The organism is Crocosphaera watsonii WH 8501 (assembly GCF_000167195.1).
Taxonomy (GTDB): domain Bacteria; phylum Cyanobacteriota; class Cyanobacteriia; order Cyanobacteriales; family Microcystaceae; genus Crocosphaera; species Crocosphaera watsonii.
The window spans coordinates 23,518-47,878 of the sequence record NZ_AADV02000001.1; the positions used below are offsets into that span (position 1 = coordinate 23,518).

General features: G+C 37.2%; 23 protein-coding genes, 1 tRNA gene and 1 pseudogene. 15 read left to right on the forward strand and 10 right to left on the reverse strand.

All coding sequences use genetic code 11. The features are described 5' to 3' along the window. Positions 1-82: 82 nt before the first annotated feature. Positions 83-847 carry a hypothetical protein gene (locus CWATDRAFT_RS00145; protein WP_007303063.1) on the forward strand — a complete coding sequence of 255 codons (765 nt, stop codon included), beginning with the start codon at positions 83-85 and terminating at the stop codon, positions 845-847. 290 nt (positions 848-1,137) lie between these two features. Beyond that, positions 1,138-2,240: pseudogene (locus CWATDRAFT_RS39090) on the forward strand (ISAzo13 family transposase). Between the two features lie 217 nt (positions 2,241-2,457). Here CWATDRAFT_RS39090 and CWATDRAFT_RS00160 read toward each other — a convergent pair. Then, positions 2,458-3,924 carry an IS1634 family transposase gene (locus CWATDRAFT_RS00160; RefSeq protein WP_007303066.1) on the reverse strand — a complete coding sequence of 489 codons (1,467 nt, stop codon included), beginning with the start codon at positions 3,922-3,924 and terminating at the stop codon, positions 2,458-2,460. On the opposite strand from CWATDRAFT_RS00160, the gene CWATDRAFT_RS00165 reads away from it, so the two are divergent. The 3 genes from CWATDRAFT_RS00165 (at position 3,878) to CWATDRAFT_RS00175 (ending at position 5,814) form a co-directional block, all read left to right on the forward strand. Continuing rightward, the gene (locus CWATDRAFT_RS00165) at positions 3,878-4,459 is read left to right on the forward strand and encodes a helix-turn-helix domain-containing protein (protein WP_007303067.1); all 582 of its coding nucleotides are present in this window, start codon (positions 3,878-3,880) and stop codon (positions 4,457-4,459) included. The genes CWATDRAFT_RS00160 and CWATDRAFT_RS00165 overlap by 47 nt on opposite strands. Positions 4,460-4,523: 64 nt before the next feature. Continuing rightward, a complete protein-coding gene (locus CWATDRAFT_RS00170) occupies positions 4,524-5,165 on the forward strand; it encodes a transposase (protein WP_007303068.1) in 642 nt (213 codons plus the stop codon). Positions 5,166-5,544: 379 nt separating this feature from the next. Further along, positions 5,545-5,814 carry a hypothetical protein gene (locus CWATDRAFT_RS00175; protein ID WP_007303069.1) on the forward strand — a complete coding sequence of 90 codons (270 nt, stop codon included), beginning with the start codon at positions 5,545-5,547 and terminating at the stop codon, positions 5,812-5,814. 17 nt (positions 5,815-5,831) lie between these two features. Here CWATDRAFT_RS00175 and CWATDRAFT_RS00180 read toward each other — a convergent pair whose 3' ends face one another. Then, positions 5,832-7,358 carry an IS5-like element ISCwa2 family transposase gene (locus CWATDRAFT_RS00180; protein WP_007303070.1) on the reverse strand — a complete coding sequence of 509 codons (1,527 nt, stop codon included), beginning with the start codon at positions 7,356-7,358 and terminating at the stop codon, positions 5,832-5,834. Between the two features lie 456 nt (positions 7,359-7,814). Then, positions 7,815-9,254 carry an NF041680 family putative transposase gene (locus CWATDRAFT_RS00185; protein ID WP_007303071.1) on the reverse strand — a complete coding sequence of 480 codons (1,440 nt, stop codon included), beginning with the start codon at positions 9,252-9,254 and terminating at the stop codon, positions 7,815-7,817. A 79-nt stretch (positions 9,255-9,333) separates the two neighbouring features. On the opposite strand from CWATDRAFT_RS00185, the gene CWATDRAFT_RS00190 reads away from it, so the two are divergent. After that, positions 9,334-9,729, forward strand: coding sequence for a hypothetical protein (locus tag CWATDRAFT_RS00190; RefSeq protein WP_007303072.1), 396 nt, complete (start codon positions 9,334-9,336; stop codon positions 9,727-9,729). A gap of 279 nt (positions 9,730-10,008) precedes the next feature. Here the strand turns inward: CWATDRAFT_RS00190 and CWATDRAFT_RS00195 are convergent. Beyond that, positions 10,009-10,081 (reverse strand) — tRNA-Ala (locus tag CWATDRAFT_RS00195). Positions 10,082-10,744: 663 nt separating this feature from the next. Between CWATDRAFT_RS00195 and trhO the strand changes: the two genes are divergently transcribed. The 8 genes from trhO to chlG all read left to right on the forward strand — a co-directional run bounded on the left by trhO (position 10,745) and on the right by chlG (position 18,707). Beyond that, positions 10,745-11,632 (forward strand): oxygen-dependent tRNA uridine(34) hydroxylase TrhO, encoded by an 888-nt coding sequence (gene trhO / locus CWATDRAFT_RS00200; protein ID WP_007303073.1) that lies wholly within the window; start codon positions 10,745-10,747, stop codon positions 11,630-11,632. Positions 11,633-11,634: 2 nt separating this feature from the next. After that, the gene (gene cbiD, locus CWATDRAFT_RS00205) at positions 11,635-12,762 is read left to right on the forward strand and encodes a cobalt-precorrin-5B (C(1))-methyltransferase CbiD (RefSeq protein ID WP_007303074.1); all 1,128 of its coding nucleotides are present in this window, start codon (positions 11,635-11,637) and stop codon (positions 12,760-12,762) included. 324 nt (positions 12,763-13,086) lie between these two features. Then, complete coding sequence (locus CWATDRAFT_RS00210; RefSeq protein ID WP_007303075.1) at positions 13,087-13,326, forward strand: acyl carrier protein; 240 nt, start codon at positions 13,087-13,089, stop codon at positions 13,324-13,326. An 89-nt stretch (positions 13,327-13,415) separates the two neighbouring features. Beyond that, positions 13,416-14,666, forward strand: coding sequence for a beta-ketoacyl-ACP synthase II (fabF, locus tag CWATDRAFT_RS00215; RefSeq protein WP_007303076.1), 1,251 nt, complete (start codon positions 13,416-13,418; stop codon positions 14,664-14,666). 478 nt (positions 14,667-15,144) lie between these two features. Then, positions 15,145-16,410 carry a site-2 protease family protein gene (locus tag CWATDRAFT_RS00220; protein ID WP_007303077.1) on the forward strand — a complete coding sequence of 422 codons (1,266 nt, stop codon included), beginning with the start codon at positions 15,145-15,147 and terminating at the stop codon, positions 16,408-16,410. Between the two features lie 43 nt (positions 16,411-16,453). Then, positions 16,454-17,122 carry a ParA family protein gene (locus CWATDRAFT_RS00225; protein WP_007303078.1) on the forward strand — a complete coding sequence of 223 codons (669 nt, stop codon included), beginning with the start codon at positions 16,454-16,456 and terminating at the stop codon, positions 17,120-17,122. Positions 17,123-17,124: 2 nt separating this feature from the next. Then, positions 17,125-17,691 (forward strand): hypothetical protein, encoded by a 567-nt coding sequence (locus CWATDRAFT_RS00230; RefSeq protein WP_021831401.1) that lies wholly within the window; start codon positions 17,125-17,127, stop codon positions 17,689-17,691. A 35-nt stretch (positions 17,692-17,726) separates the two neighbouring features. Continuing rightward, on the forward strand, positions 17,727-18,707 hold the full coding sequence (gene chlG / locus CWATDRAFT_RS00235) for a chlorophyll synthase ChlG (protein WP_007303080.1): 981 nt from the start codon (positions 17,727-17,729) through the stop codon (positions 18,705-18,707). A gap of 87 nt (positions 18,708-18,794) precedes the next feature. Here the strand turns inward: chlG and rpsO are convergent, their stop codons facing one another. Then, complete coding sequence (gene rpsO / locus CWATDRAFT_RS00240) at positions 18,795-19,064, reverse strand: 30S ribosomal protein S15 (protein WP_035827972.1); 270 nt, start codon at positions 19,062-19,064, stop codon at positions 18,795-18,797. A gap of 167 nt (positions 19,065-19,231) precedes the next feature. Here rpsO and CWATDRAFT_RS00245 point away from each other — a divergent pair, with 167 nt between their 5' ends. Beyond that, a complete protein-coding gene (locus CWATDRAFT_RS00245; protein ID WP_007303082.1) occupies positions 19,232-19,828 on the forward strand; it encodes a serine/threonine-protein kinase in 597 nt (198 codons plus the stop codon). 84 nt (positions 19,829-19,912) lie between these two features. Here the strand turns inward: CWATDRAFT_RS00245 and CWATDRAFT_RS00250 are convergent, their stop codons facing one another. The 5 genes from CWATDRAFT_RS00250 to CWATDRAFT_RS36795 form a co-directional block, all read right to left on the reverse strand. Continuing rightward, on the reverse strand, positions 19,913-20,953 hold the full coding sequence (locus CWATDRAFT_RS00250; RefSeq protein ID WP_007303083.1) for a group II intron reverse transcriptase: 1,041 nt from the start codon (positions 20,951-20,953) through the stop codon (positions 19,913-19,915). Positions 20,954-20,956: 3 nt separating this feature from the next. Next, entirely contained in the window at positions 20,957-22,483 is a 1,527-nt protein-coding gene (locus CWATDRAFT_RS00255) for an IS5-like element ISCwa2 family transposase (RefSeq protein ID WP_007303084.1), read from the reverse strand. Between the two features lie 200 nt (positions 22,484-22,683). Next, complete coding sequence (locus CWATDRAFT_RS00260) at positions 22,684-23,325, reverse strand: transposase (protein WP_007303085.1); 642 nt, start codon at positions 23,323-23,325, stop codon at positions 22,684-22,686. Positions 23,326-23,389: 64 nt separating this feature from the next. Beyond that, the gene (locus CWATDRAFT_RS00265) at positions 23,390-23,971 is read right to left on the reverse strand and encodes a helix-turn-helix domain-containing protein (RefSeq protein ID WP_007303067.1); all 582 of its coding nucleotides are present in this window, start codon (positions 23,969-23,971) and stop codon (positions 23,390-23,392) included. A 154-nt stretch (positions 23,972-24,125) separates the two neighbouring features. Continuing rightward, positions 24,126-24,281 carry a hypothetical protein gene (locus CWATDRAFT_RS36795; protein ID WP_157134019.1) on the reverse strand — a complete coding sequence of 52 codons (156 nt, stop codon included), beginning with the start codon at positions 24,279-24,281 and terminating at the stop codon, positions 24,126-24,128. Positions 24,282-24,361 lie beyond the last annotated feature (80 nt).

The window sequence follows — 24,361 nt, forward strand, 5'->3', positions numbered from 1 at the left end:
TTCAAGAACTAAATTCTGAATAGATTCTACTCTCAAAATCTGAGATAGACTAAATCAGGAAAGACAAAATCATTTTCTAACCATGACTCATCCTAAACATTCCAACTCCTCTTTTCGTTACCTAATTGCAGGACTCAAACCCTTAGCTAGTGTGAAAGTTTGGGGTTCTGTGGGAATTATGGCACTGGTTGCTATGGTACTATGGCAATATTCCCTTCATCCTGAATGGTTAGGGAATGACCAGGGAACTGCTTCAAGTATTGATGGAGAATTTGAAGGAGAAGTTGGCAATAATGTGGATATTGGGGTAAAGATACAAGATTTAGAAGAAAATCGTCTAGATTCTTCAAGCATTCCCGTAGCTCCTCCCGAATTGCAAAATAACCCTCTAGATCAACTCACCCCGGACACAAATCAAAGCAATCCTTTCTTATCTCCCTCTGTGGATGGAAACAATCCAGAGATGAAGCAAAAACAAGCTCCCTCCATTAAGTTTGAACCCCTAATGCCCAGTGTCAAGAATTTGGGTTCTTTGTTTCCTCCTCTACAACCTTCTAAAAATAGAAGCAAACCCATTGAAATACCTGATGATTTGGAAAATGTAGAGACATCCCCCGAAAACCCTGCCTTAGAAAATGCCTTACAGGAAGTTTTTTCTCAAGACTTGCCAGAGGTTAACCCGTCCAATATATCCCCTAAAAATAATCAACAACCATCACCCAATCGCAACCGGCCAGCACAGCCTAATTATCAAACCTCCCCCGCTTCAGGAAGAAATAACCCTTACTTTAACCAACCTCAGACTCAACCCAATAATTCCTATCCCTACACTTCTCCTCAACCTTAGGTGATTTCCGAGAAAGCTTTTCCCATAGGGGGTAATCGCTTGGACTAAAGGCTTTCAAGAAATAAAAGGAACAGAGAGTTAGCGGATCTTGGTACACAACTTTAAAATTTCATAATTGGCTTGTCTGAAAAAACAGAAGAAATAGATTAAAATGAAGAGGTAAAAAGATTAGAGAGAGTAAATTGAGGCTAAAACAGACAAATCATCCCTTAACCCCGTCGATGGTCGATGATTTACGTTTAGCAGCCTCAAAAATGACGGGAGCAGAGCGTCGTTCATTTCAAGCTGAAATGTGTCTCAAGTATTGTGGAGGAAGTGCCAGACAAACCGAAATCGTGTTTGGTTGGGGGAGAAAAAATGTTCAACTTGGATTACATGAAAAACGAACTGGGATAGTGTGTTTAGGATTACAATCAGTCAATAGTGGATGTAAAAAATGGGAGGAAAGATACCCAATAGTTGCCCAATCATTGAAAGAAATAGCCGAAGCTCACGCACAACAAAACCCCACATTTAATAACCCCATTGCCTATACAAGATTAACGGCGGCTGAAGCCATTAAACAATTAAGAAATCTAGGATATAATGGAGAGGAGGTTCCTGCTGCTTCGACAATGGCAGATATTTTAAATCGTTTGGGCTATCGATTAAGAAAAGTGGTAAAAGCTAAACCTAAAAAAAAATCTCGGAGACGGACGCTATCTTCGAGAATATAGAGAAAAAAGATAGAAAAAAAGACCCTTCTGTGAAACGTTTAAGTATGGATTGTAAAGCAACTGTGGAAATAGGAGAATATTCACGTGGCGGACAAACCAGAGGTTATAATCAAGCTCAAGATCATGATATGGGAACTAAAGAAAAATACGTTCCTTGTGGGATTGTAGATGAAGAGACAGGGCAACTTTATGTAACTTTTGGAAGTTCTTATAAAACGAGTGATTTCATGGTAGATAACTTGGAGCAATGGTGGACAAGTCTGAGTATAACTGAAAAGCAGCAACTAGAGAACATCCAAATTAAAGTTGATAATGGAGCAGAAAATAGTGGAATAAGAAGGCAATTTTTGAAGAGAATGGTAGAGTTTGCCGACCAAACTAAGAAATCTATTCAATTACTATATTTTCCTCCTTATCACAGTAAATATAATCCCATAGAAAGATGTTGGGGAATTTTAGAGAGGCATTGGAAAGGAACACTTCTGAGAAATGCTCAAACGATGTTAGCTTGGGTAAAAACTATGACATGGAAAGGCTTAAATCCGATAGTTAAGTTAAGTAAAAAAGTTTATCAAAAAGGAATTTCTTTAACGAAAAAAGAGATGAAGGAAATTGAGAAACGTTTAGAACGTAATCCTCACTTACCTAAATGGGATATTTTGATTAGACCCAGTTAGTCTAAAAAGTTAATAAGAGTGTAAAATTAAGTGAATTTCCTTTTTAAAAATAGTCAAAGCTAATTTAAAAGTTAGCGTATTTCTTTCTTTTAGATAGGGAGGTTTTTGTTCGCGGAAAGTATCCGCGAACAACTTTTTATTTTTCCCTTTTCGCTTATTTGAGATGTTCTACAAACAGATTCTGAGAATGGGTGGGAAACTTTTTCTTGGAAATCACCTAATGAATACCTTGAAAACATTGAAATATCCACCTCAAAGTCGGACGCAATGTTACTTTCCCTACTTGATTATTTATTCCTTTTTTGACTCTTTTTAAACAATTTCTTAATTCTCTTTGCCCCAAGTTATAAATCAACAAACACAAAGACATTAAAAATAACATTGTTTCTATTCTTTCTGGTTTTTCAACGAAGAAACTATCAGTAAAAAATAAGGGATCTTTCAAAAATTGAAATCCTCTTTCCGTAGATTGCTGGTTTTTATAAGTTATCAGAATTTCACTAGCTTCTAATTTATTTTCCTCTACTAAGTTAGTTGCTAAAATAAATTTTCCTGCTTCTTTAGTCTTTCTACTTATCTCTTCATCTTTTTTGATGATCAGACTAATCATTTTATAAATCTTTTCCTTTTTTTTCGAGTAAGTTTCAATCAGTTCAACTTCTTTTATTTCCAACAATCTCAATTTTTTATTAATAGCTTTTAATTTATATCGAGCAGCTTGAGGATGTTCAAATTCTTCAGATTGTATTTCTTTAAGAAATTTTTGGGATTTCTTCTCTTCTTGGGAAAGTTGTTTTTCTAGTTTTTCCAAATCACTTTTCTGTCTTTTTTCACTCAAGACTATTAACCAAGTTTGCTTGATTCCACCATAAGTAACAATTTCTTCTTTCCAGGTATAACTTTCTAAATTTAGGTCACTTCTTTTTTCTTTATCTTCATCTTTTACCTCTTCCACCTCTATATTTTGCACTAATTCTTTTGCTTTTTTTATGGTCATTGGAACTCTCGTTATCCATTTTAAATGTTGGATTAGTTGGAGATTTTCTTGACCATATAAAGCACTATCACAAACCATGATACTATCAAACTTTATTTGCTTTTTGAATTCTACTAAAACTTTTCCAAATACAGCTTTATCAGATTCATTTCCATCTCCTACTCTCACAAATAATGGAATATCTCCATCTTGGCTTGTTATTAAATCCAAGACACATTGTTTTAAGTCTGGTCTATGATCCCGAGAATATCCTTTCTTAATAAAAATTGGTCTTTCTTTAATAATTTTTTCTTCTTCCTGTTTCTCTTTATCTTCTTCCCTTTTATATTCTCCATCTAAATGAAATGATGTGGAATCTAAATGGGAGTATTTAAGGTCTATTTTAAATTTTTTAATTACTTCTAAAACTACTTCAATAAAAATATCATTTAGTCCATATTTATATAATTCATCCATTACTCTCCCAATTTTATCATCATTAAGGTAATCAGGTTTAATTCTTTCTCCTAACAATTTCTCAATGGCTTTATCTTGAAAAAACTGACTGAATAAATATAGAGGTCTTGAAACAAATCCTAGTGCAGCTTGGCGAAAGTAATCCACCAGATTTTTACAGAAACTTTCGTGACTAGCCACGACAATGTGTTTCAATGAAACTAACGGAAGAATCTCGAAGTTGATGTCCATGATAAAAGCATTGCCAATTAACCTCTCCAACCTACAGAAAACAGTACTCCAACAAATAGTGAGAGGGACAACAAACCCCTATCGCCTTGTTAGACGAGCCAAGCTAATCTTAGCCGCAGCATCAGGAGAGAGCAATAGTTCGATTAGTCGAAGATTAGAATTAGACCGAGTACAAGTGCGTCAGTGGCGATCGCGATGGTTTGAGGAGAGAGAAAAACTGAGTGCCGCCGAAGAACAACAGGTAACGGAGAAAGCATTAATGGTCTTGATCAAAGGAATTTTAAGCGATCGCCCAAGACCTGGAACAACAAAATCCTTTACGGTCGAACAAGTAGTCCAGATTGTAGAGATCGCTTGTGAAGAATGTGAAAAATCAGACAGACCAGTGAGCCATTGGACACCTTCAGAGTTGGCGGATGAAGCCATAAAAAGAGGAATTGTCGAAAAGATTTCCCCCCGTAGTGTGGGGCGTTTTTTAAAAAGAAGCGACATTACAACCACATCTCGTTCGTTACTGGTTAAATGCCAAAATTGATGATCCCTTAAAATTTAAAAAGCAAGTCAAATATATCTGTGAACTTCATCAAGAAGCTAAAACTTTGTTAGAACAAGGAATTCATTTAATTAGTACAGATGAAATGACAGGGATTCAAGCTCTTGAGAGATTATTTCCGAACAAAAGAATCAAGCCTAAACAAGTAGAAAAAATCGAATTTGAATATGAAAGACACGGAAATTTAAGCTTGATTGCGAACTGGGATGTGGCAAGAGGAAAAGTTGTTAGTCCCTCTATTGGACCGACAAGAACAGAACAAGATTTTTCTGAACATATCCAGAGAACGATTAAGATTGATGAAAAAGCAGAATGGATTTTTATTGTAGATAAACTCAACACTCATAAATCGGAAAGCTTAGTCAAATTAGTAGCAGAAAGCTGTGGAATTACTATTGATTTGGGGAGAAAAGGAAAGGAGGGGATTTTGCAATCTATGGACAGCAGAGCAGATTTTTTATCAGATGAATCTCATCGAATTAGCTTTGTTTATATTCCCAAACATACATCGTGGCTTAATCAAATTGAGTGTTGGTTTTCGATCTTAGTCAGGCGTTTACTCAAAAGAATTACTGTCCGTTCAACTGAAGAACTATCCCAAAAAATTCTCAATTTTATTGATTACTTTAATCAACATTTTGCTAAGCCGTTCGTTTGGAAATTTAAGGGCTTTAAAGATCATAAGTGACTGGTGGATTATTTTTGCTAAGCTGCACTAGCATAAACCTGTATTTATTATACGATATACCTAAAGAACGATATTCTAATGGCTATTGACTTGAGGATTTCTTGTGCTGTTTCATAGTGGTTATCCCCTTTTAACCCTGCTTCCATCCTGGTTTTACTAAGTCCAAAACGGAGGGTTATGTCGTTACTCTTAGGATTTTACTCCTTTGATTCCGAGTTTGGCTCCTTTAGCCAACAAACCAACAGTTATTCTGTTATAAAGGTACAGAACGGGCTACACACTTATACTTGGTACAAGCTTTCTAGCCCAACGAATCACACCTGAACTTCAAGGGGAGGTAGCAACAGGTAAGGAAGATATAACAAAAGTTAGACAAGAATTGAAAGAGAAAGAAGAAGACTTAAACAAAAGAATCTCAGAGATCACAGGATTGCAAAGGGATGTTGAGACAGTTGGTAATTGCTTAACCGGTGTGTTGGAAGCTTTCCAAGAAATAAGTCAAGATAATGGACCAGACGCTCTTATAATTCTAGGAAGAGTAGAAAAAGACTGCGAAAAATCTGGGGAAATTCTTGAGGAAATTGAAAATCTTGAGACTTCCTTAGATGAAGTTACTCAAGATAGTTTGGAGTTAATTAGGGTTTGCTGAAAAAGTTTCTCCAAAATTTATGCCACTTTTGACCAAGAATTTTCTGACAAATCAATAAGTTTTAGTACATAAAAATTGTTTAAAGTATAATCAAAATTAATGAAAGGCGGTTTGATGAGTTCCCCTGTTCTATTATTAGTAAATAAGGACAAAAAAAGCGACAAAAACTGCCTCAGAAGTTTAGAAAGATTGACAACTAAAAATGTAATAGCAATGGATGTAATGGAGGTTTCAGGGAGTTTTGTCATCACGAGATTTAGGCTAAATCTTCGTTTAGCTTGTCCAAACTTTTCCTCAATAGCATTACGGAAGCATTCATCGGAGTGGGCTTGTTTCTTTTCTTCTTCACTGACATTTTTCGGAGGTCTTCCTAACTTCGGACCACTGATTCTTATCCCTCTTTCCTTACACCAATTTCTGTTTTCCCTAGTTCGATAAATTTTATCTACATGGACGGATTCGGGATAATAGCCAAACGTTTCTTTATACTTTTCTACTTGTTCTTTTAAATGACAAGATTCATTGAAGTTTTCCCAACTTATTTTGTCTAGAAACACATAGTTATCTACACAGCTTACTGAGAGTTTAGCTCCAAACTCTATTGGTTTTCCTACTTTTCCCCTCACTATTGGACGAATATGCGGTTGAGTTAAACTTACAATTCTTTGAGGAACACTCTGGGTATTATTCTCCCACATTGACTGTTGTTGTTCATAAACTTTTTTGATAGTCTCTAGACAATTTTTCTGTCTTTTACTCAGATTTTCCAGGGAAGCCCCAGCTTGAATTAAGTCTTCTATATTTCCTAAATTTTTCTTAAGGTATTTTAACTGTTTCCCGATAGCTTTTCTTCTTTCTTGATAAGATACTTTTCGTTTTTTAGCTACTTTTAAGTATTCCTTTCTAGCAATTATTCTAGAAGTTCTCGGCTTTTTTCTCAATTTTACTCTTAATGGTTTATAAAGATTATCTATTATTCTTTCTGTCTCAATTCTGGCTTGATTTAATATGCCTAAATCCGTTGGGTATTTGATGTCTGCTGGCGCACAAGTCGCATCTAAAATTAGTTTACCTTTATTTTTTATTTTTTCTCTTTTTTCTTGGAGACAATCCTTTTTTTTTACTTCTTTATCACTCTTGTCTATTTCTCTTTTTACTATTTTTTTATTGATTTTGTTTATCAATTCTCCATCAATTCTTTTCCTAAAATGAACTAGCATTGAAGATTCCAGTGGTGGCTCTTGTTGATAACAATTTAAACCTATAAAGTATTGTAGATAAGGATTTTCTCTAATCTGTTCTATAGTTTCTCTATCACTTGTTCTTAATTTTTCCTTAATAATTAATGTCCCTAATGCCATTCTAAATAGTTTGGCTGGCGCACCTTTTTCTGCTGAAAAAAGTTTAGCATATTCTTCCTCAAAATCATCCCAAGGTATCAACTCTGCCATGATTACCCAACGATTATTGGGGGACAATTTGCCCTCGAAAGGTAATTCAAATTTTTCTGGGGGCGGTAAAGGTTGCTCCTCTTTTCGATACATTTGTTCTTGACCAACAACTGGGAGGTGTTTCTACCAATTATAGCGGTTTGTAGCCGACAAAGCTGATCTTTTTTGCGATCGCGAATATGGGTGTAACCTTTTAAAGAATAGGGTTTTGCTTTTATTCAGCAAACCCTAATTAGTGTTTTTGATAAATAAATAGAAGCTAATACATTGAAATAAGACATCATAATACTAAACTGATCACATAAGGTTTACTCTCATTATTTAAAAGATAAAAAGCGGTTTTACCTCAGATAACAAGTTTTCTGTCTCTGAGTTAACAACACTGGATTCATTAAGAGCATACCCAAATGCGATCTAAATCTTGGACTTTGGACAAAAAAAGTTTGTTAGCGTATATTTTACGCTAAACTAAAATCCCAAAATATCGGCTCTGTATCAGTCAATAAAATTGGCTGACAAATAGGGCTAATCTATAGATTCTGAGGAAAACTAAGGAGCTTTTAAGTTTTCAGTTGATTTTTTGCTCCCTTTCTTGATAACATCATGACGAGTTCGTGGGGCTTTTTTGTAACCTTTAATACGTCCGGAAGAAAAACCTCGACGTTTGGGAAATTTGGCGAAAGTCCCCAAGGTCGTAATTATTCTTGAAAAGTCTCCTTGAACTAGACTAGGGGTGATTTTGATGGATTTATTAGTCTTCAAATACTGTTCCCAATCACGGGGTAAAACCACAGCTAATTTTCTGGCAGCCCACAAATTTACATAAGAAAGAAGTGTTAGTTTAAACCAATTTTCTTCATGATGTACATCGGGAGTTAAATAAGATGTCATCAATAATCTTTGTTTACCAAATCGAAAAAGATTTTCCATGTCATAACGTTGTCGATAACACTGATAACAATCAACTAAACTTAACTCATCGCGCCGAGAACCAATAACAATAAGCCACATAGGTTTCCAAATACTATTTCTTTCTTGATCTCTGACAACAATCTGGAGTAAAGTAAAGGGGTGATTGTTCATTTTATAGTTTTTAGTTCCTCTCATTAACATCTGTTTCCATCCCGAAATAGTCACTGTTAATTGACGACCTTTTTTCGTTGTAAAGGGAACATGATGAACTTCATCAGGTTCAGCCCAAGTTTGGTCATCTTTAAGGTCAAATTTATCCCCATACCAACGGGGATGTCCCGAAGTTTTGGCTTGATTTGGGTCCCGAATAAATTGACGATAAAAAACTCGGTCACTTCTAACTCTTGTAATAGTAACTACGTCTTCATGCTTAACTTGTTCCCCAATAAAATCCTTTTGGCTGTAGTCACTATCAGCCACTAAGACAGATAATTTATCAGAAAATAAAGAACTTTGCCAGATTTTTTTTAGTTGTTGATTGCCTTGATTTACTCCTTTATGTTTAGAGGGGACTCGCTCTCCTGATAAGGGGACAGCCCAAGGGACTTTTTCTGTGTCTATTTGGTCAGGTAAAGCGCAGACAACGGAATAACAATGTCCAATATTAATGGGTTTATTTCCCTTAATTGGATTGGGGTAATGAATAAAGGTTTTATCCGCTAACGTTTCGGCAAACGGTCGTGGACAGGGAGTTGTGTCAATACCAAATAAGTTATAATATTTTGAAATGGGAGGAATTGTTCTCGATACCGCTGAAAATAAAGTCTCAATTCTCTGTTCATAATTAGGGTCAGTTTGAGTGGGTAAAAACTCTTGAATTCCTCTATATAAACTGTTATAATCTCTTCTAAATAAAGGATTGAGAGACAATTCAACGACTGAGTGAGCTTGTTGGTTACTGGAGAGGGCCTCGAGTAATTCTATAATAGTTTCTTTTCTAGCTTTTAGTCCTTGGAAGAGGTTAGACCTCCACACCAGGAATTCCTCGACAGAAGTAGCCGTTTCATTTTTGGTCATTTTCAAAATTTATTACCTTATAAATTAGCGGAATATATACGCTAACATCAAAAGAGGTTGTTTGTTACAGTTAAGGCTAATGTCATCACATTCCGAACTTAAGACCAGTCAAGATGTCCACCTGAGAGCCAAACAAATTAAGAGTCTAATTCGCTCTCTTAAACAGAAAATAAAGAAAATTGAACGGGAAGGGGAAGTAGCACCAGCTAATTGTCATATTATTCGTTATCAGGTTAATGGAAAGGGAACAATCTACTGGTATTACAAACTACAGGCTGCTGAATCAATTTTTCCTATGGCCACTAATAATGAGAAAAAAACCAAATATAAATATTTAGGACGAGCCGGAAGTTCTGCTCATATTGATGCTGTAGAAAAACTCACTAGAAGAAATCTCATTGATGAATTAGAACGAGTCATTCAATCTCTAACTGAAAGCTACTTAGATATCTATATTGGAACCGAAACTGAATGAAGCTATTTAATATTTAAAATCCCCTAAAAAGATGGAAAGAGAGTTTTTAAAATCACCTTAATTCTCTATTTTAGCTCTGGAGATATGTTTAGCGTAAAATTTACGCTAACAATTGTTTTTTATCCAAAGTCCAATAAATCATATCATAAGAGTGATTTTTGTCGTGATCTCAATCATAGTCAACATTTAATCATACTCATAACTATTATGAATTACTGGCTACTCGAAAGTCCCATTATTACTGAAAGCTATTTTCAGTAGCCGTTCTCATTACTTATATGGAGAGTAGCGGACTTGAACCGCTGACATCCTGCTTGCAAAGCAGGCGCTCTACCAACTGAGCTAACCCCCCGAGTAGGATCACCGACAACTGATTGTGTCGATATTTTACTCACTCCCACCATTATACATATATTTATTTAAAATAGGCAAGGGGTGAAAGAAAAATTTTTTAAGCCGTCTACTCTCCTAATCTTATCTTCCATGGGCGTGAAGCACCCCAACTAAACTTCGTTATAGTTGGAGCTTCCAATTCGAAAAAGATTTAGGACGGTTTTATTCGTCTTCGAGGTTTCCCGTCTCATTGGCAGTTGCCTCCATAAGACAAGTCTTATTTTGGTCTTACACAGCCTCCACAGGCAGACTCTCACCTTCCGCAAGAGTTATTACTTTTCGTCCTACTAACCATATCTTCTGATTCCGAGATAGGGGGTTTTGGGCTTCCCTGAGTCTGGCGAGTACATACTTTATGCCACTGGGGCGGCCTCTTACACAGTCAGGTTGGTTGGCAACTAATTCACATATTTTAGCACAAAAAAGGAAAATGTGGACGCTGCGCGGGTTTATTTATTGGTTGGCATTCATGAAAGGCTGTATCTGCCGTCGCACGGCAGATTTTATAAGCCCCGTCCCTACCTAAAATGTTGATCTTTTTGTAGTATTTTTAGGTAGGGACTTCTGCCAAGATTCTGTTAAAACTATTAAACCCCTATTCACTGTCATTTGCTAGACTAACATGACTTATACTGTTGCTACGTTCTATAAGTTCTTTCCTTTTGCTGATTATGCTGAGAAACAGGGCTTATTCTTGGAATATTGCCAAAATCATCAGATCAAAGGAACTATATTATTATCTCTCGAGGGCATTAACGGAACTATTGCCGGAACAGCTACTAATATTGAAGCAGTAATTAAATATTTAGGCAAGGACAAACGTTTAGCTGACTTAGATGTTAAATATTCTACTGCTTCTGATCTTCCTTTTGAAAGGATAAAAATACGTTTAAAACGAGAAATTGTTACCCTGGGAATACCAGAAGTTAATCCTAATAAACAAGTGGGAAATTATGTTGAGGCTGAACAATGGAATGATTTAATTAAGGACGAAGAAACTATCGTTATTGATACGAGAAACAGTTATGAAGTAGATATTGGAACGTTTCGGGGTGCGATTAATCCTAATACCCATTCTTTTCGAGAATTTCCTGATTATGTACAGCACAATTTAGATCCTAAAAAACACAGAAAAATAGCTATGTTTTGCACTGGTGGAATACGCTGCGAGAAAGCAACATCTTTCTTATTGAAACAAGGTTTTTCTGAAGTTTATCATCTTAAAGGAGGTATTCTAAAGTATTTAGAAGAAGTTCCAGAGAGGGAAAGTTTATGGGAAGGAGAATGTTTTGTTTTTGATGAAAGAGTTGCTATTAAACATCAACTAGAAATAGGAAGCTATGAGATGTGTTTAGGTTGTGGTTATCCCATTTCAGAAACAAATAAAGCATCACATAAGTATGAAGAAGGTATTTCTTGTCCCCATTGCTATGATAGTTTAACCCAAGAAAAGATTGCTAAACAAAGAGAAAAACAGAGACAATTACTACAAAAGAAAAATATACAGTAAATATGATTCAAAATCTATCTGGTTATACCTTACCTGTCTTTGCTTGTGCATCGGCGATCGCTGCCTTATGGCACTTACAAAATAAAAATCACAGTGATACAGTTTCTCTAGATTTAATAGAACCAAAGAAAACAGTAACTATCCCTATTCAACAAGTAGCTAGAATCAAGCAAAATACTGCATTAGCTATTACGGTAAGTGTTCCAGGAGCTAATTTAGATTTGACCAGGAATACGCCAATATGGGCAATAGTTGAACTAAAAGAAAATAATGATAATAATGAGAAGGAACAAATTATAATCAAAGGAGGAGAAGGAATAGGTAAACAGATCAAGAATAATAATTACCCTGCTATTTATTCCTACGCAAATCAATTATTAAAGTGTAATTTAAAACAATATTTAAACCTAGGAGAAACTATAATTGTCACAATTATTTTACCCGAAGGAAAAAAGTTAGCAAAAAGAACATCAAACGAAGCATTTGGAATAGTGGAAGGACTCTCTTTATTGGGAACTTCTGGTATATCTCAACCCTTGAGTTCTCCCGATCAATTAGAGAGTTATCAACAAGAATTAAGAGAAAAAGCAAAACAATCTGATACCTTAGTATTTTGTATAGGAGAAAATGGGTTAAACCTTGCTAAACAAATGGGAATAAAAGAGCAAAATTCAATCAAAACTGCTAACTGGTTAGGCGCATTATTAGTAACAGCAGCTAGGGAAGAAATAGAGGATATTTTATTATTAGGTTATCATGGCAAACTGATAAAATTAGCAGGAGGAATCTTTCATACTCATCATCATTTAGCCGATGGAAGAATAGAAACATTAATAACTCATGGTGCAAAGATGGGATTGGAAACTGCCATTTTACAACAATTATTAGACTGTAAAACTACAGAAGAGGGATTACAGTTATTGATGAAAATAGATGCAGAAAATAATTATAATTGGACGGCAAGGATTTATAATTCTTTAGCAGAAACTATTGACAAAAGGAGCAGGAATTATGTTAAAAACTATATAGATTTTGATGTTAATATTGGTTCAATTCTCTTTGGACGCGATCGCCAGATTATTATGGTTAGTGAGGCAGGAAAATTGTTACAGAATAAATTAATAGTTTGAGAAATGTGTAATAAAATGATCAAAGTATAAAATAGTCTAGCTGCGCAAGTGCTGCCCCCTCCCTGACTCCTTTACTTTATATGCACGTTAAGTTTTTTTTGTCAATAGTAATTAACAAAAATTAAATATCATTGCCTTGGGAAAGGGAGAGCTTATGCTTCTCGCTTATTGATGGTCTTTCAAAAAGAGCAATCTTAAACTAATATGAATAATGCTGAATAAACCTTAACTGTAAAGTCAATTCTAGGAAATGGTAAATTCCGCCCCATTTCCTCCTCGTCATGTTTAGTCCGACGAGGTTGTTAGCGGTAAACTCAAAGATTAATGAACCAACAAATATTTGAAGAAGTACAAAAAATCGTCGTCGAACAACTTGAAGTCGAAGCAGACAAAGTGACTAAAGATGCCAACTTTGCCAATGACTTAGGGGCTGATTCTCTAGATACAGTAGAATTAGTAATGGCTCTAGAAGACAAGTTTGAGATCGAAATTCCTGACGAAGCAGCCGAAAACATTGCTACAGTCGAAGCTGCTGTTAAGTACATAGAAGAAAAACAGGCTTAGGCTTAATAATAGTATTAAGTATTTTGATCCCCCCATCCTCCCTCCTAAGTGCAATGCTGGGTAGATCCATCTTTTAATAAGGGAAAATCATGACAAATTCACAATTGAAGCGAGTAGTGGTAACGGGGTTAGGTGCAATCACCCCCATTGGCAACACCCTAACAGATTATTGGCAAGGTTTAATGAATGGAAAAAGTGGTATCGCTGAGATTACCAATTTTGACCCGTCTAAACACGCTTGTCGCATTGCTGGGGAAGTGAAAGGATTTGACCCCCAGGACTACTTAGATCGCAAGGAAGCAAAACGGATGGACCGTTTTGCTCAATTTGGTGTCTCCGCCAGTTTACAGGCATTGGCTGACTCTAAGTTAGTTATTAATGACCTTAATGCTGAACAAATTGGCGTAATCATCGGTACAGGAGTGGGGGGAATCAAAGTTCTCGAAGATCAACAAGAAGTTTATCTCAACAAAGGCCCGAGTCGTTGTAGTCCTTTTATGATTCCCATGATGATAGGCAATATGGCATCCGGTTTAACCGCCATTAATACAGGAGCGAAGGGCCCGAACACTTGTACTGTGACAGCTTGTGCTGCCGGGTCTAATGCCATCGGGGATGCCTTTCGTCTGGTACAACGGGGTTATGCGAAAGCCATGATTTGTGGTGGCACTGAGGCTTCTGTTACCCCCTTATCCTTGGCTGGTTTTGCCTCAGCTAGAGCCTTATCAACCCGTAACGATGAGCCTCAAAAGGCCAGTCGCCCGTTTGATAAAGATCGAGATGGCTTTGTTATGGGGGAAGGGTCAGGAATTTTAATTCTTGAAGAATTAGAACACGCTTTAGCACGAGGGGCAACAATTTATGGAGAGATGGTGGGTTATGCCATGACTTGTGATGCCTATCACATGACGGCACCTGTCCCAGATGGTGCCGGTGCTACCCGTGCCATGGAGTTAGCCCTCAAAGATGGGGGTATTTCTCCCGAACAAGTAACTTATATCAATGCTCACGGCACCAGTACCGCAGCTAACGATGTTACCGAAACCAAAGCCATTAAAAAGGCTTTGGGAGATCGTGCTTATGCCATTGCTGTCAGTTCCACTAAATCCATGACCGGTCATTTATTAGGGGGATCTGGAGGGATCGAAGCTGTAGCTACCCTAATGGCGATCGCTAACGATCGCATTCCCCCAACTCTTAATTTAGATAATCCTGATCCAGACTGCGATCTTGATTATGTACCTTATGAGAGTCGTCCTCTAGAGATTGATGTAGCTTTATCTAATTCCTTTGGCTTTGGTGGTCATAACGTGACTTTAGTCTTTAGAAAATATCGTTAATTACCTGTTTTTGAGCAGTGCCGTCATCAAGCAAAAACAGTCTTTTCTCCTATATCTAGCAGTATTTAGTAGAAAAGACTGTTTTTTTTTCATAGATCCCAGGCTCAAACCTAATAATTGTAAGTTTTTGATGTTTTCTAGCTTTTAGTATTTTATTGTAATACTTAATAATATGACTAGATATCGCCCTACTCTTATTTGAGCAGATGATAATCCACTTATTAGCCTAATGATAACTATACAAAAAATAGTGTTAAGTAATCCCAAAAATTAGACAAAATATCAAAGATTATCTTAAACATTCTTATCTCCTCTCCTAAATAAGCTGAATGATTCGAGAAGACAAGTTTACGTTAAAATATTAATGAGGAATTGATTGTCAAAAAAATAATCAAGAACTTGATGGCTAAAATTTGAAGCTTAAAAGCCTTAGCCTGAAAATTGTTAAGAAAAATAAAAAAATAGATTCCCTTTGATCATGGACGGAAAATGGCAAATAGGTTCTTTATTGAGTATACCGCTTTATATTGATTCTTCCTGGTTTTTTATTCTGGGATTAGTTACCCTAGTTAATTCTCAAGAAATCACTCAACTTAACCTAGTTGAGCATCTGTGGTTGGCTTGGATAGCAGGGCTAATTCTCGCTTTATTCCTCTTCATATCTGTACTTCTCCATGAATTAGGTCATAGTTTAGTGGCATTGACTCAAGGCATAAATGTTAACTCCATAACCCTCTTTTTGTTCGGGGGAGTAGCAGCGATGGAAAAAGAATCAGACAACCCCACAGAAGCATTTTGGGTAGCGAGCGCAGGTCCTTTGGTCAGTTTGGGATTATCTATTCTCTTATTTACTGTGTCCTATAGTCTTCGCTCCTCTAATAACTCAGACACTATCGGTCGTCTTCTTGTTTATATGACGGAAGATACTGCAAGAATTAATCTAGTGCTAGGGATTTTTAATTTAATTCCTGGCCTTCCTTTAGACGGAGGACAAGTTCTTAAAGCCATCGTCTGGAAAATAAAAGGCGATCGCTTTACAGGAGTTCGTTGGGCTGCGGCCAGTGGTCAATTAATCGGTTGGTTGGGTATTAGTTTCGGTTTATTGATCATCTTGCTAACAGGATCATTAAGTGGACTCTGGATAGTGTTTATCGGTTGGTTTGTCCGACGCAATGCAGAGAATTATAAGAACATTACTGAATTACAAGAAAGTCTCTTAAGCATTACCGCTAGTGAGATTATGGAACGAGAATTTAGAGTGGTTAATACTCATCTGAACTTACTTCAATTCGCTCAAAACTATCTTCTCAGTGAACTCCATGATCATATGGTTTATTTTGCCGCTTCAGAAGGCCGTTATCGAGGCTTAATTGTTGTTGAAGATTTACAAAATATCGAGCGCAGTCAGTGGGATACCGTAACCCTATGGGACGTTGTTCGTCCTTTGAATACCATTCCCTCAGTAGGGGAAAAAACCCCCTTAGTTACTGTTATTGAGAAATTAGAGGCTATTCACGAACGTTCCCTTAGCGTATTATCTCCGGCCGGTGCTGTTGCCGGAATTATCGATCGCGGAGATATTGTTAAGGCGATCGCTACCCATCATCAATTACCCATTCCTGAGACGGAAATTAAACGGATAAAAGACGAAGGCACTTATCCGAGTTATTTACAATTACCGGCGATCGCCAAAACCCTAGAGGATCTCACGAAAGCCAAAATAGAGAATAAACAGCAACTCTAACACATAGATGAGATAATGATGGAATGGGTTGATGTAGGGAAAAATGACCAAGGAGAATTCTGTATTAGCGTCTAGCTCCTCCAAAACCACCATTATTGGCATCATCAATGGTAAAGGGGGTGTAGGGAAGACAACCACTGCAGTCAATGTGGCTGCTATTTTGGCTGAAAAACAAGAGGTTTTATTGGTGGATGCCGATCCCCAAGGTTCCGCCAGTTGGTGGACTCAACGAGGTAAAAAGGGGATTGATTTTGATTTAACCGAAGAAAATAACCCTAAAATTCTCGAAAAACTGCGTAGCATAGAAGATTATGAGGTTATTGTTGTTGACACCCCTCCGGCACTACGATCCGAAGCCTTAAAATCGGCGATCGCTTGTGCTGATTATCTAGTCCTACCCACCCCCCCAGCGGCCATGGATTTAACAGCATTGATCGAAACAGTTAAAACCACGGTTATGCCCTTAAAGGTCGCTCATCGGGTATTATTAACAAAAGTAGACTCCCGCAGTTTAAAGGAAACCCTAGAGGCTCAAAACACCTTACTGGAATTGGGAATTCCTGCTTGTCATGCCTTTATCCGTCAATATAAAGCCCATGAGCGAGCGGTTTTAGACGGGGTTCCTATTACCGAATGGCGTGGCAAAAATGCCAAAGAAGCACAAGCCGATTATCGTCGAGTTGTAGAAGAATTACAACGGGATTGGACTTAATTATGACTAAAAAAAGCTTATCAGATTTATTACGAGAAGAAGCAAAAAGCCCTTCAGAAACTATTACTGAAACAACACAAATTTCCACAGTTCCAACTAATCGCAGTCGGATGACTAAAGCACAGTTAGATGAACTAATTACTCAACTCAACCAAGCTTTACAAGAAGAGAAAAAAAAATTTGATAGCTTAAACAATCAAGTTAAAACCTTAGAAACTGAAATTAAAGACGAGAGAGAATTGAGTCGTCGTCTCCAAAATGAACTACAAGCAGCAGAGAACTATCAATCTCAATTAAACGAACAAAAACAATTAGTTGAGAAACTTTACACCCAACTGCAACAAAAAGAAGAATTAGCAGTGGAATTAGCAGAAAAAAATGAACTCATTGCTAGTTTACAAGCTAAATTACAACAAGAACCATTACCTCTGGTATCCACTGATTCACCCCCCGAATTGGTGGTACAAGAAACAGCTTTAACCCGTCAAGCAAAGGAGTTAGAACCCTTTACTGCACCAGTTGTAACCAGCAAACCATTGACCAATGACGATATTGGTTGGTTCGATTAATTATCCATCATCCATTACCCATTATCCATTCACCTATGTCTGATTCTTCTACTTCAAATGTTAACGAACAAAGCAGCAAAACCCGTCAATTATTAGGGATGAAAGGGGCTAGTGCTGGAGAAACTTCTATATGGAAGTTACGCCTACAGTTAATGAAACCCATTACTTGGATACCTTTAATCTGGGGTGTGGTTTGTGGGGCAGCCTCATCAGGAAATTATACCTGGACCCTAGAAAACTTTTTGATGGCCGCTGCTTGTATGTTGTTGTCAGGTCCGTTGATGGCCGGATACACCCAAACCATCAATGATTTTTATGATCGCGAAATTGATGCTATTAATGAACCCTATCGTCCCATTCCCTCTGGGGCTATTTCTGTTCCCCAAGTGGTGACACAAATTTTGGTGTTATTGGGTTTGGGACTAGCTTTAAGTTTTGGCCTAGATCGATGGGTTGGCCACGAGTTCCCCATTATGTTGTGTTTAACCATCGGAGGGGCATTTCTCGCCTACATTTATTCAGCCCCACCTCTAAAGTTAAAACAAAATGGTTGGTTAGGAAATTATGCTTTAGGGGCAAGTTATATTGCTTTACCCTGGTGGGCTGGCCATGCTTTATTTGGACAGTTAAACTGGACTATTGTTATTTTGACCCTCTTTTATAGCCTGGCCGGTTTAGGTATTGCTGTGGTTAATGATTTTAAGAGTGTGGAAGGCGATCGCCAATTGGGTTTAAAATCCCTACCTGTGATGTTTGGGGTTAACACCGCAGCTTGGCTGTGTGTGATTATGATCGATGTGTTTCAAGCTGGTATTGGGGCTTATTTAATTTACATCCATCAAAATCTCTATGCTACTATGGTGCTGTTATTAGTAATTCCTCAAATCACCTTTCAGGATATGTATTTCTTGCGTAATCCCTTAGAAAACGATGTAAAATACCAAGCCAGCGCACAACCCTTTTTAGTTTTGGGGATGTTAGTGGCTGGATTAGCTTTAGGCCATGCTGGTGTATAACCTAAGTTTGGGAGGTTTGGGAAGAATCAAGATACAGCAAATTTTCTGTCTTCCCCCTTCCAACCTTTGCCTCAAGTAAAGTTAAAGTTAACGACGAATGCCAAGACGTTCAATCAAGGCTTGATAACGATTGGTATCTTTGCCCTTGATATAAGCCAATAACCGACGACGGCGACCAATCATTTTTAGGAGTCCTCTACGGGAAGCATGATCCTTGGGATTTTGCTTAAGATGATCGGTCAATTGGGTAATGCGCTTAGTTAAAATAGCGACTTGTAAATCAGCCGAACCGGTGTCGGTTTCGTGAACCTGATATTCACTAATCAGAGTTTGTTTTTCGTTAGCGGTTAAACTCATAAAAATAATCAAATAAATACTCCAACCTCTCATTATATCATTTATTTTGGGATTTAACTAAAAATTCTACTCCCAATTATTAATATCTAATGAAACCTGAGAAAAATTAGTGTATAACTGAATCTGGCAGTCTACACTAGAGAAAGATTGACCCATGGCAAGTCCAGATGAGCGTCTGCATTAACCCCCAATGTTCTAACCCTGAAAACCAGGATACTTCCTTATTTTGTCAAAGCTGTGGCTCTGAGTTACTGCTTGATGGACGTTATCGTGTTCTTAAAGAACTAGGCGGTGGCGGTTTCGGTAAAACCTACGAGGTACTGGATAGTAATCCCCAAAAATCCCAAACAAATCAACCAATCTATAAGGTTCTTAAAGTTCTTCTCCATAATCACCCTAAGTATGTTGAACTGTTTGAGAGAGAAGTTAATGTTTTGAGTCGTCTGAAACATCCAGGGATTCCCAAAGTTGAACCAGATGCCCATTTCACATTTTTCGTGAAAAATAGTGATAAGCCCCTGTATTGTTTGGTAATGGAAAAAATAGAGGGGCTAAATTTGAGCCAGTATATTGCTCAGCGAGGTAAGTGTATTTCCCAAAAGATGGCCATTCAGTGGTTAATGCAGCTATTAAGAATTTTAGAAGAGATTCATCATCATAACTTTTTTCATCGTGACATTAAGCCTTCCAATATTATGTTGCGTTCTACGGGACAATTAGTTTTAATCGATTTTGGCACCGCTCGAGAGGTAACAGAGACTTAGGTTGAGTCGAGGGAAGCTATTACGCTTCGCCCCTCTCATTTAGATCCGGACGTGCGACTTTCACCGCATCCGGCTCCCGACAAACTAGACTTTTTCAGTCTTGCCCATGTGGATGTGCTGGTGACAGCTATGGTGGACTGCCATTAAATTTTTTGGTTTCCAGTTATCGTGGTTTCCATCTATGTGATGGAGGTGTACCCTCTCATCATCTGTAAACTTCAGTCCACAATATCCACATGAATGGTCTTGTCTTTTCAGACATTTAGAGGTTGCTCCGTCGTAGAGTTTGCTGTTACGCTTACTCCAGTAAACCGTGTCCCCATCGTATGGAGACTTGTTACTTTTGACGTTGACGTGACGATTCTTACTGTAAGGTACTGCTGGAAAAGCCTTCTTGATAAGTTCTGTTGCCGTATATCGGTTCAGTTTCTTTTCTTTGTTGAAGACTTTGAATGCTCTGTGTACAGTTCCCCAAAGGGAGAAGCGAGAGCCGTCCATTTTACAATACCTATGGTAGTTTCGCCATCCTCTGACTAGGGGGGCTAACTTAGTAGCTTTAATCCTAGCCCCATAATTCGAGCAGTTGACGATATCTTTAACTTTCTGACGGAATGCTTTGTAATTGTCCTCTGATGGGACGCAACTAAATTTCCCGTTGGTTTGTACTTTAAAGTGCCAACCTAGAAAATCAAATCCATCTGTCGCTTTGACAAGCTTGGTCTTTCTTTCGCTTACTTTCAGTCCTCTGGTTGCTAAAAATTCCTGTATATCCTTAAGTATCTTGTTTTCATCGTCTTTTGATTTTAAAATGAGAACCATATCATCCGCATAACGGATGGAGTTATGAAGATTCTCTATACCATCTAGAGCGATGGTAGCTAGTAGAGGACTCACCACCCCCCCTTGGGGGGTTCCTTGTTCTGGAAATTCTGGGTTGACACCTGCTTTTAGGCATCTCCATATCCCATTCTTAATTGTCTGGGGGGCTATTACCCTTTCCATAATTGAGATGTGGTTAATCCTGTCAAAACACTTTTCTATGTCTAACTCAAGTATTCTTTTGTTTACTCCGTTACATCTGGAGTTTAGGTTGTTAAATAGGGTTTGCTGAAAAAGTTTCTCCAAAATTTATGCCACTTTTGACCAAGAATTTTCTGACAAATCAATAAGTTTTAGCACATAAAAATTGTTTAAGGTATAATCAAAATTAATGAAAGGCGGTTTGATGAGTTCCCCTGTTCTATTATTAGTAAATAAGGACAAAAAAAGCGACAAAAGCTGCCTCAGAAGTTTAGAAAGATTGACAACTAAAAATGTAATAGCAATAGATGTAATGGAGGTTTCAGGGAGTTTTGTTATCACGAGATTTAGGCTGAATCTTCGTTTAGCTTGTCCAAACTTTCCCTCAATAGCATTACGGAAGCATTCATCGGAGTGGGCTTGTTTCTTTTCTTCTTCACTGACATTTTTCGGAGGTCTTCCTAACTTCGGACCACTGATTCTTATCCCTCTTTCCTTACACCAATTTCTGTTTTCCCTAGTTCGATAAATTTTATCTACATGGACGGATTCGGGATAATAGCCAAACGTTTCTTTATACTTTTCTACTTGTTCTTTTAAATGACAAGATTCATTGAAGTTTTCCCAACTTATTTTGTCTAGAAACACATAGTTATCTACACAGCTTACTGAGAGTTTAGCTCCAAACTCTATTGGTTTTCCTGCTTTTCCCCTCACTATTGGACGAATATGCCGTTGAGTTAAACTTACAATTCTTTGAGGAACACTCTGGGTCTTATTCTCCCACATTGACTGTTGTTGTTCATAAACTTTTTTGATAGTCTCTAGACAATTTTTCTGTCTTTTACTCAGATTTTCCAGGGAAGCCCCAGCTTGAATTAAGTCTTCTATATTTCCTAAATTTTTCTTAAGGTATTTTAACTGTTTCCCGATAGCTTTTCTTCTTTCTTGATAAGATACTTTTCGTTTTTTAGCTACTTTTAAGTATTCCTTTCTAGCAATTATTCTAGAAGTTCTCGGCTTTTTTCTCAATTTTACTCTTAATGGTTTATAAAGATTATCTATTATTCTTTCTGTCTCAATTCTGGCTTGATTTAATATGCCTAAATCCGTTGGGTATTTGATGTCTGCTGGCGCACAAGTCGCATCTAAAATTAGTTTACCTTTATTTTTTATTTTTTCTCTTTTTTCTTGGAGACAATCCTTTTTTTTTACTTCTTTATCACTCTTGTCTATTTCTCTTTTTACTATTTTTTTATTGATTTTGTTTATCAATTCTCTATCAATTCTTTTCCTAAAATGAACTAGCATTGAAGATTCCAGTGGTGGCTCTTGTTGATAACAATTTAAACCTATAAAGTATTGTAGATAAGGATTTTCTCTAATCTGTTCTATAGTTTCTCTATCACTTGTTCTTAATTTTTCCTTAATAATTAATGTCCCTAATGCCATTCTAAATAGTTTGGCTGGCGCACCTTTTTCTGCTGAAAAAAGTTTAGCATATTCTTCCTCAAAATCATCCCAAGGTATCAACTCTGCCATGATTACCCAACGATTATTGGGGGACAATTTGCCCTCGAAAGGTAATTCAAATTTTTCTGGGGGCGGTAAAGGTTGCTCCTCTTTTCGATACATTTGTTCTTGACCAGCAACTGGGAGGTGTTTCTACCAATCATAGCGGTTTGTAGCCGACAAAGCTGATCTTTTTTGCGATCGCGAATATGGGTGTAACCTTTTAAAGAATAGGGTTTTGCTTTTATTCAGCAAACCCTAATTAAATTATAGCATATTTTATTCTAACAATCTAGTGCAGCTTAGCAAAAATAATCCACCAGTTACTTATGATCTTTAAAGCCCTTAAATTTCCAAACGAACGGCTTAGCAAAATGTTGATTAAAGTAATCAATAAAATTGAGAATTTTTTGGGATAGTTCTTCAGTTGAACGGACAGTAATTCTTTTGAGTAAACGCCTGACTAAGATCGAAAACCAACACTCAATTTGATTAAGCCACGATGTATGTTTGGGAATATAAACAAAGCGAATTCGATGAGATTCATCTGATAAAAAATCTGCTCTGCTGTCCATAGATTGCAAAATCCCCTCCTTTCCTTTTCTCCCCAAATCAATAGTAATTCCACAGCTTTCTGCTACTAATTTGACTAAGCTTTCCGATTTATGAGTGTTGAGTTTATCTACAATAAAAATCCATTCTGCTTTTTCATCAATCTTAATCGTTCTCTGGATATGTTCAGAAAAATCTTGTTCTGTTCTTGTCGGTCCAATAGAGGGACTAACAACTTTTCCTCTTGCCACATCCCAGTTCGCAATCAAGCTTAAAGTTCCGTGTCTTTCATATTCAAATTCGATTTTTTCTACTTGTTTAGGCTTGATTCTTTTGTTCGGAAATAATCTCTCAAGAGCTTGAATCCCTGTCATTTCATCTGTAGTAATTAAATGAATTCCTTGTTCTAACAAAGTTTTAGCTTCTTGATGAAGTTCACAGATATATTTGACTTGCTTTTTAAATTTTAAGGGATCATCAATTTTGGCATTTAACCAGTAACGAACGAGATGTGGTTGTAATGTCGCTTCTTTTTAAAAAACGCCCCACACTACGGGGGGAAATCTTTTCGACAATTCCTCTTTTTATGGCTTCATCCGCCAACTCTGAAGGTGTCCAATGGCTCACTGGTCTGTCTGATTTTTCACATTCTTCACAAGCGATCTCTACAATCTGGACTACTTGTTCGACCGTAAAGGATTTTGTTGTTCCAGGTCTTGGGCGATCGCTTAAAATTCCTTTGATCAAGACCATTAATGCTTTCTCCGTTACCTGTTGTTCTTCGGCGGCACTCAGTTTTTCTCTCTCCTCAAACCATCGCGATCGCCACTGACGCACTTGTACTCGGTCTAATTCTAATCTTCGACTAATCGAACTATTGCTCTCTCCTGATGCTGCGGCTAAGATTAGCTTGGCTCGTCTAACAAGGCGATAGGGGTTTGTTGTCCCTCTCACTATTTGTTGGAGTACTGTTTTCTGTAGGTTGGAGAGGTTAATTGGCAATGCTTTTATCATGGACATCAACTTCGAGATTCTTCCGTTAGTTTCATTGAAACACATTGTCGTGGCTAGTCACGAAAGTTTCTGTAAAAATCTGGTGGATTACTTTCGCCAAGCTGCACTAGTACTATTAGAGATTTTATTAATAATTTTTTGGGAAAAATGAGTGATTGATTTATCTTTTCATCTTTGTCTAATTCGGGTTGATTTTAACTTAAAATCTGACAACAGACTGTTGGTTGGGGAAATCTGCGATCGCTCTGTTCAAACCCACTTCCTGTAAGGCTTCTGTGTTTGGCGATCGCAGATTTTGTGAGAAATTCGGGTGTAGTTTTTGCTGGTTAGAGACATAAGTGCTAGACTGGTTCATAAGGGTTAATATCATGATTTAATCGCAATCATCATGAGTTTACCTTAAATCGGCCTTGGGCATAATAATTATTATATTTT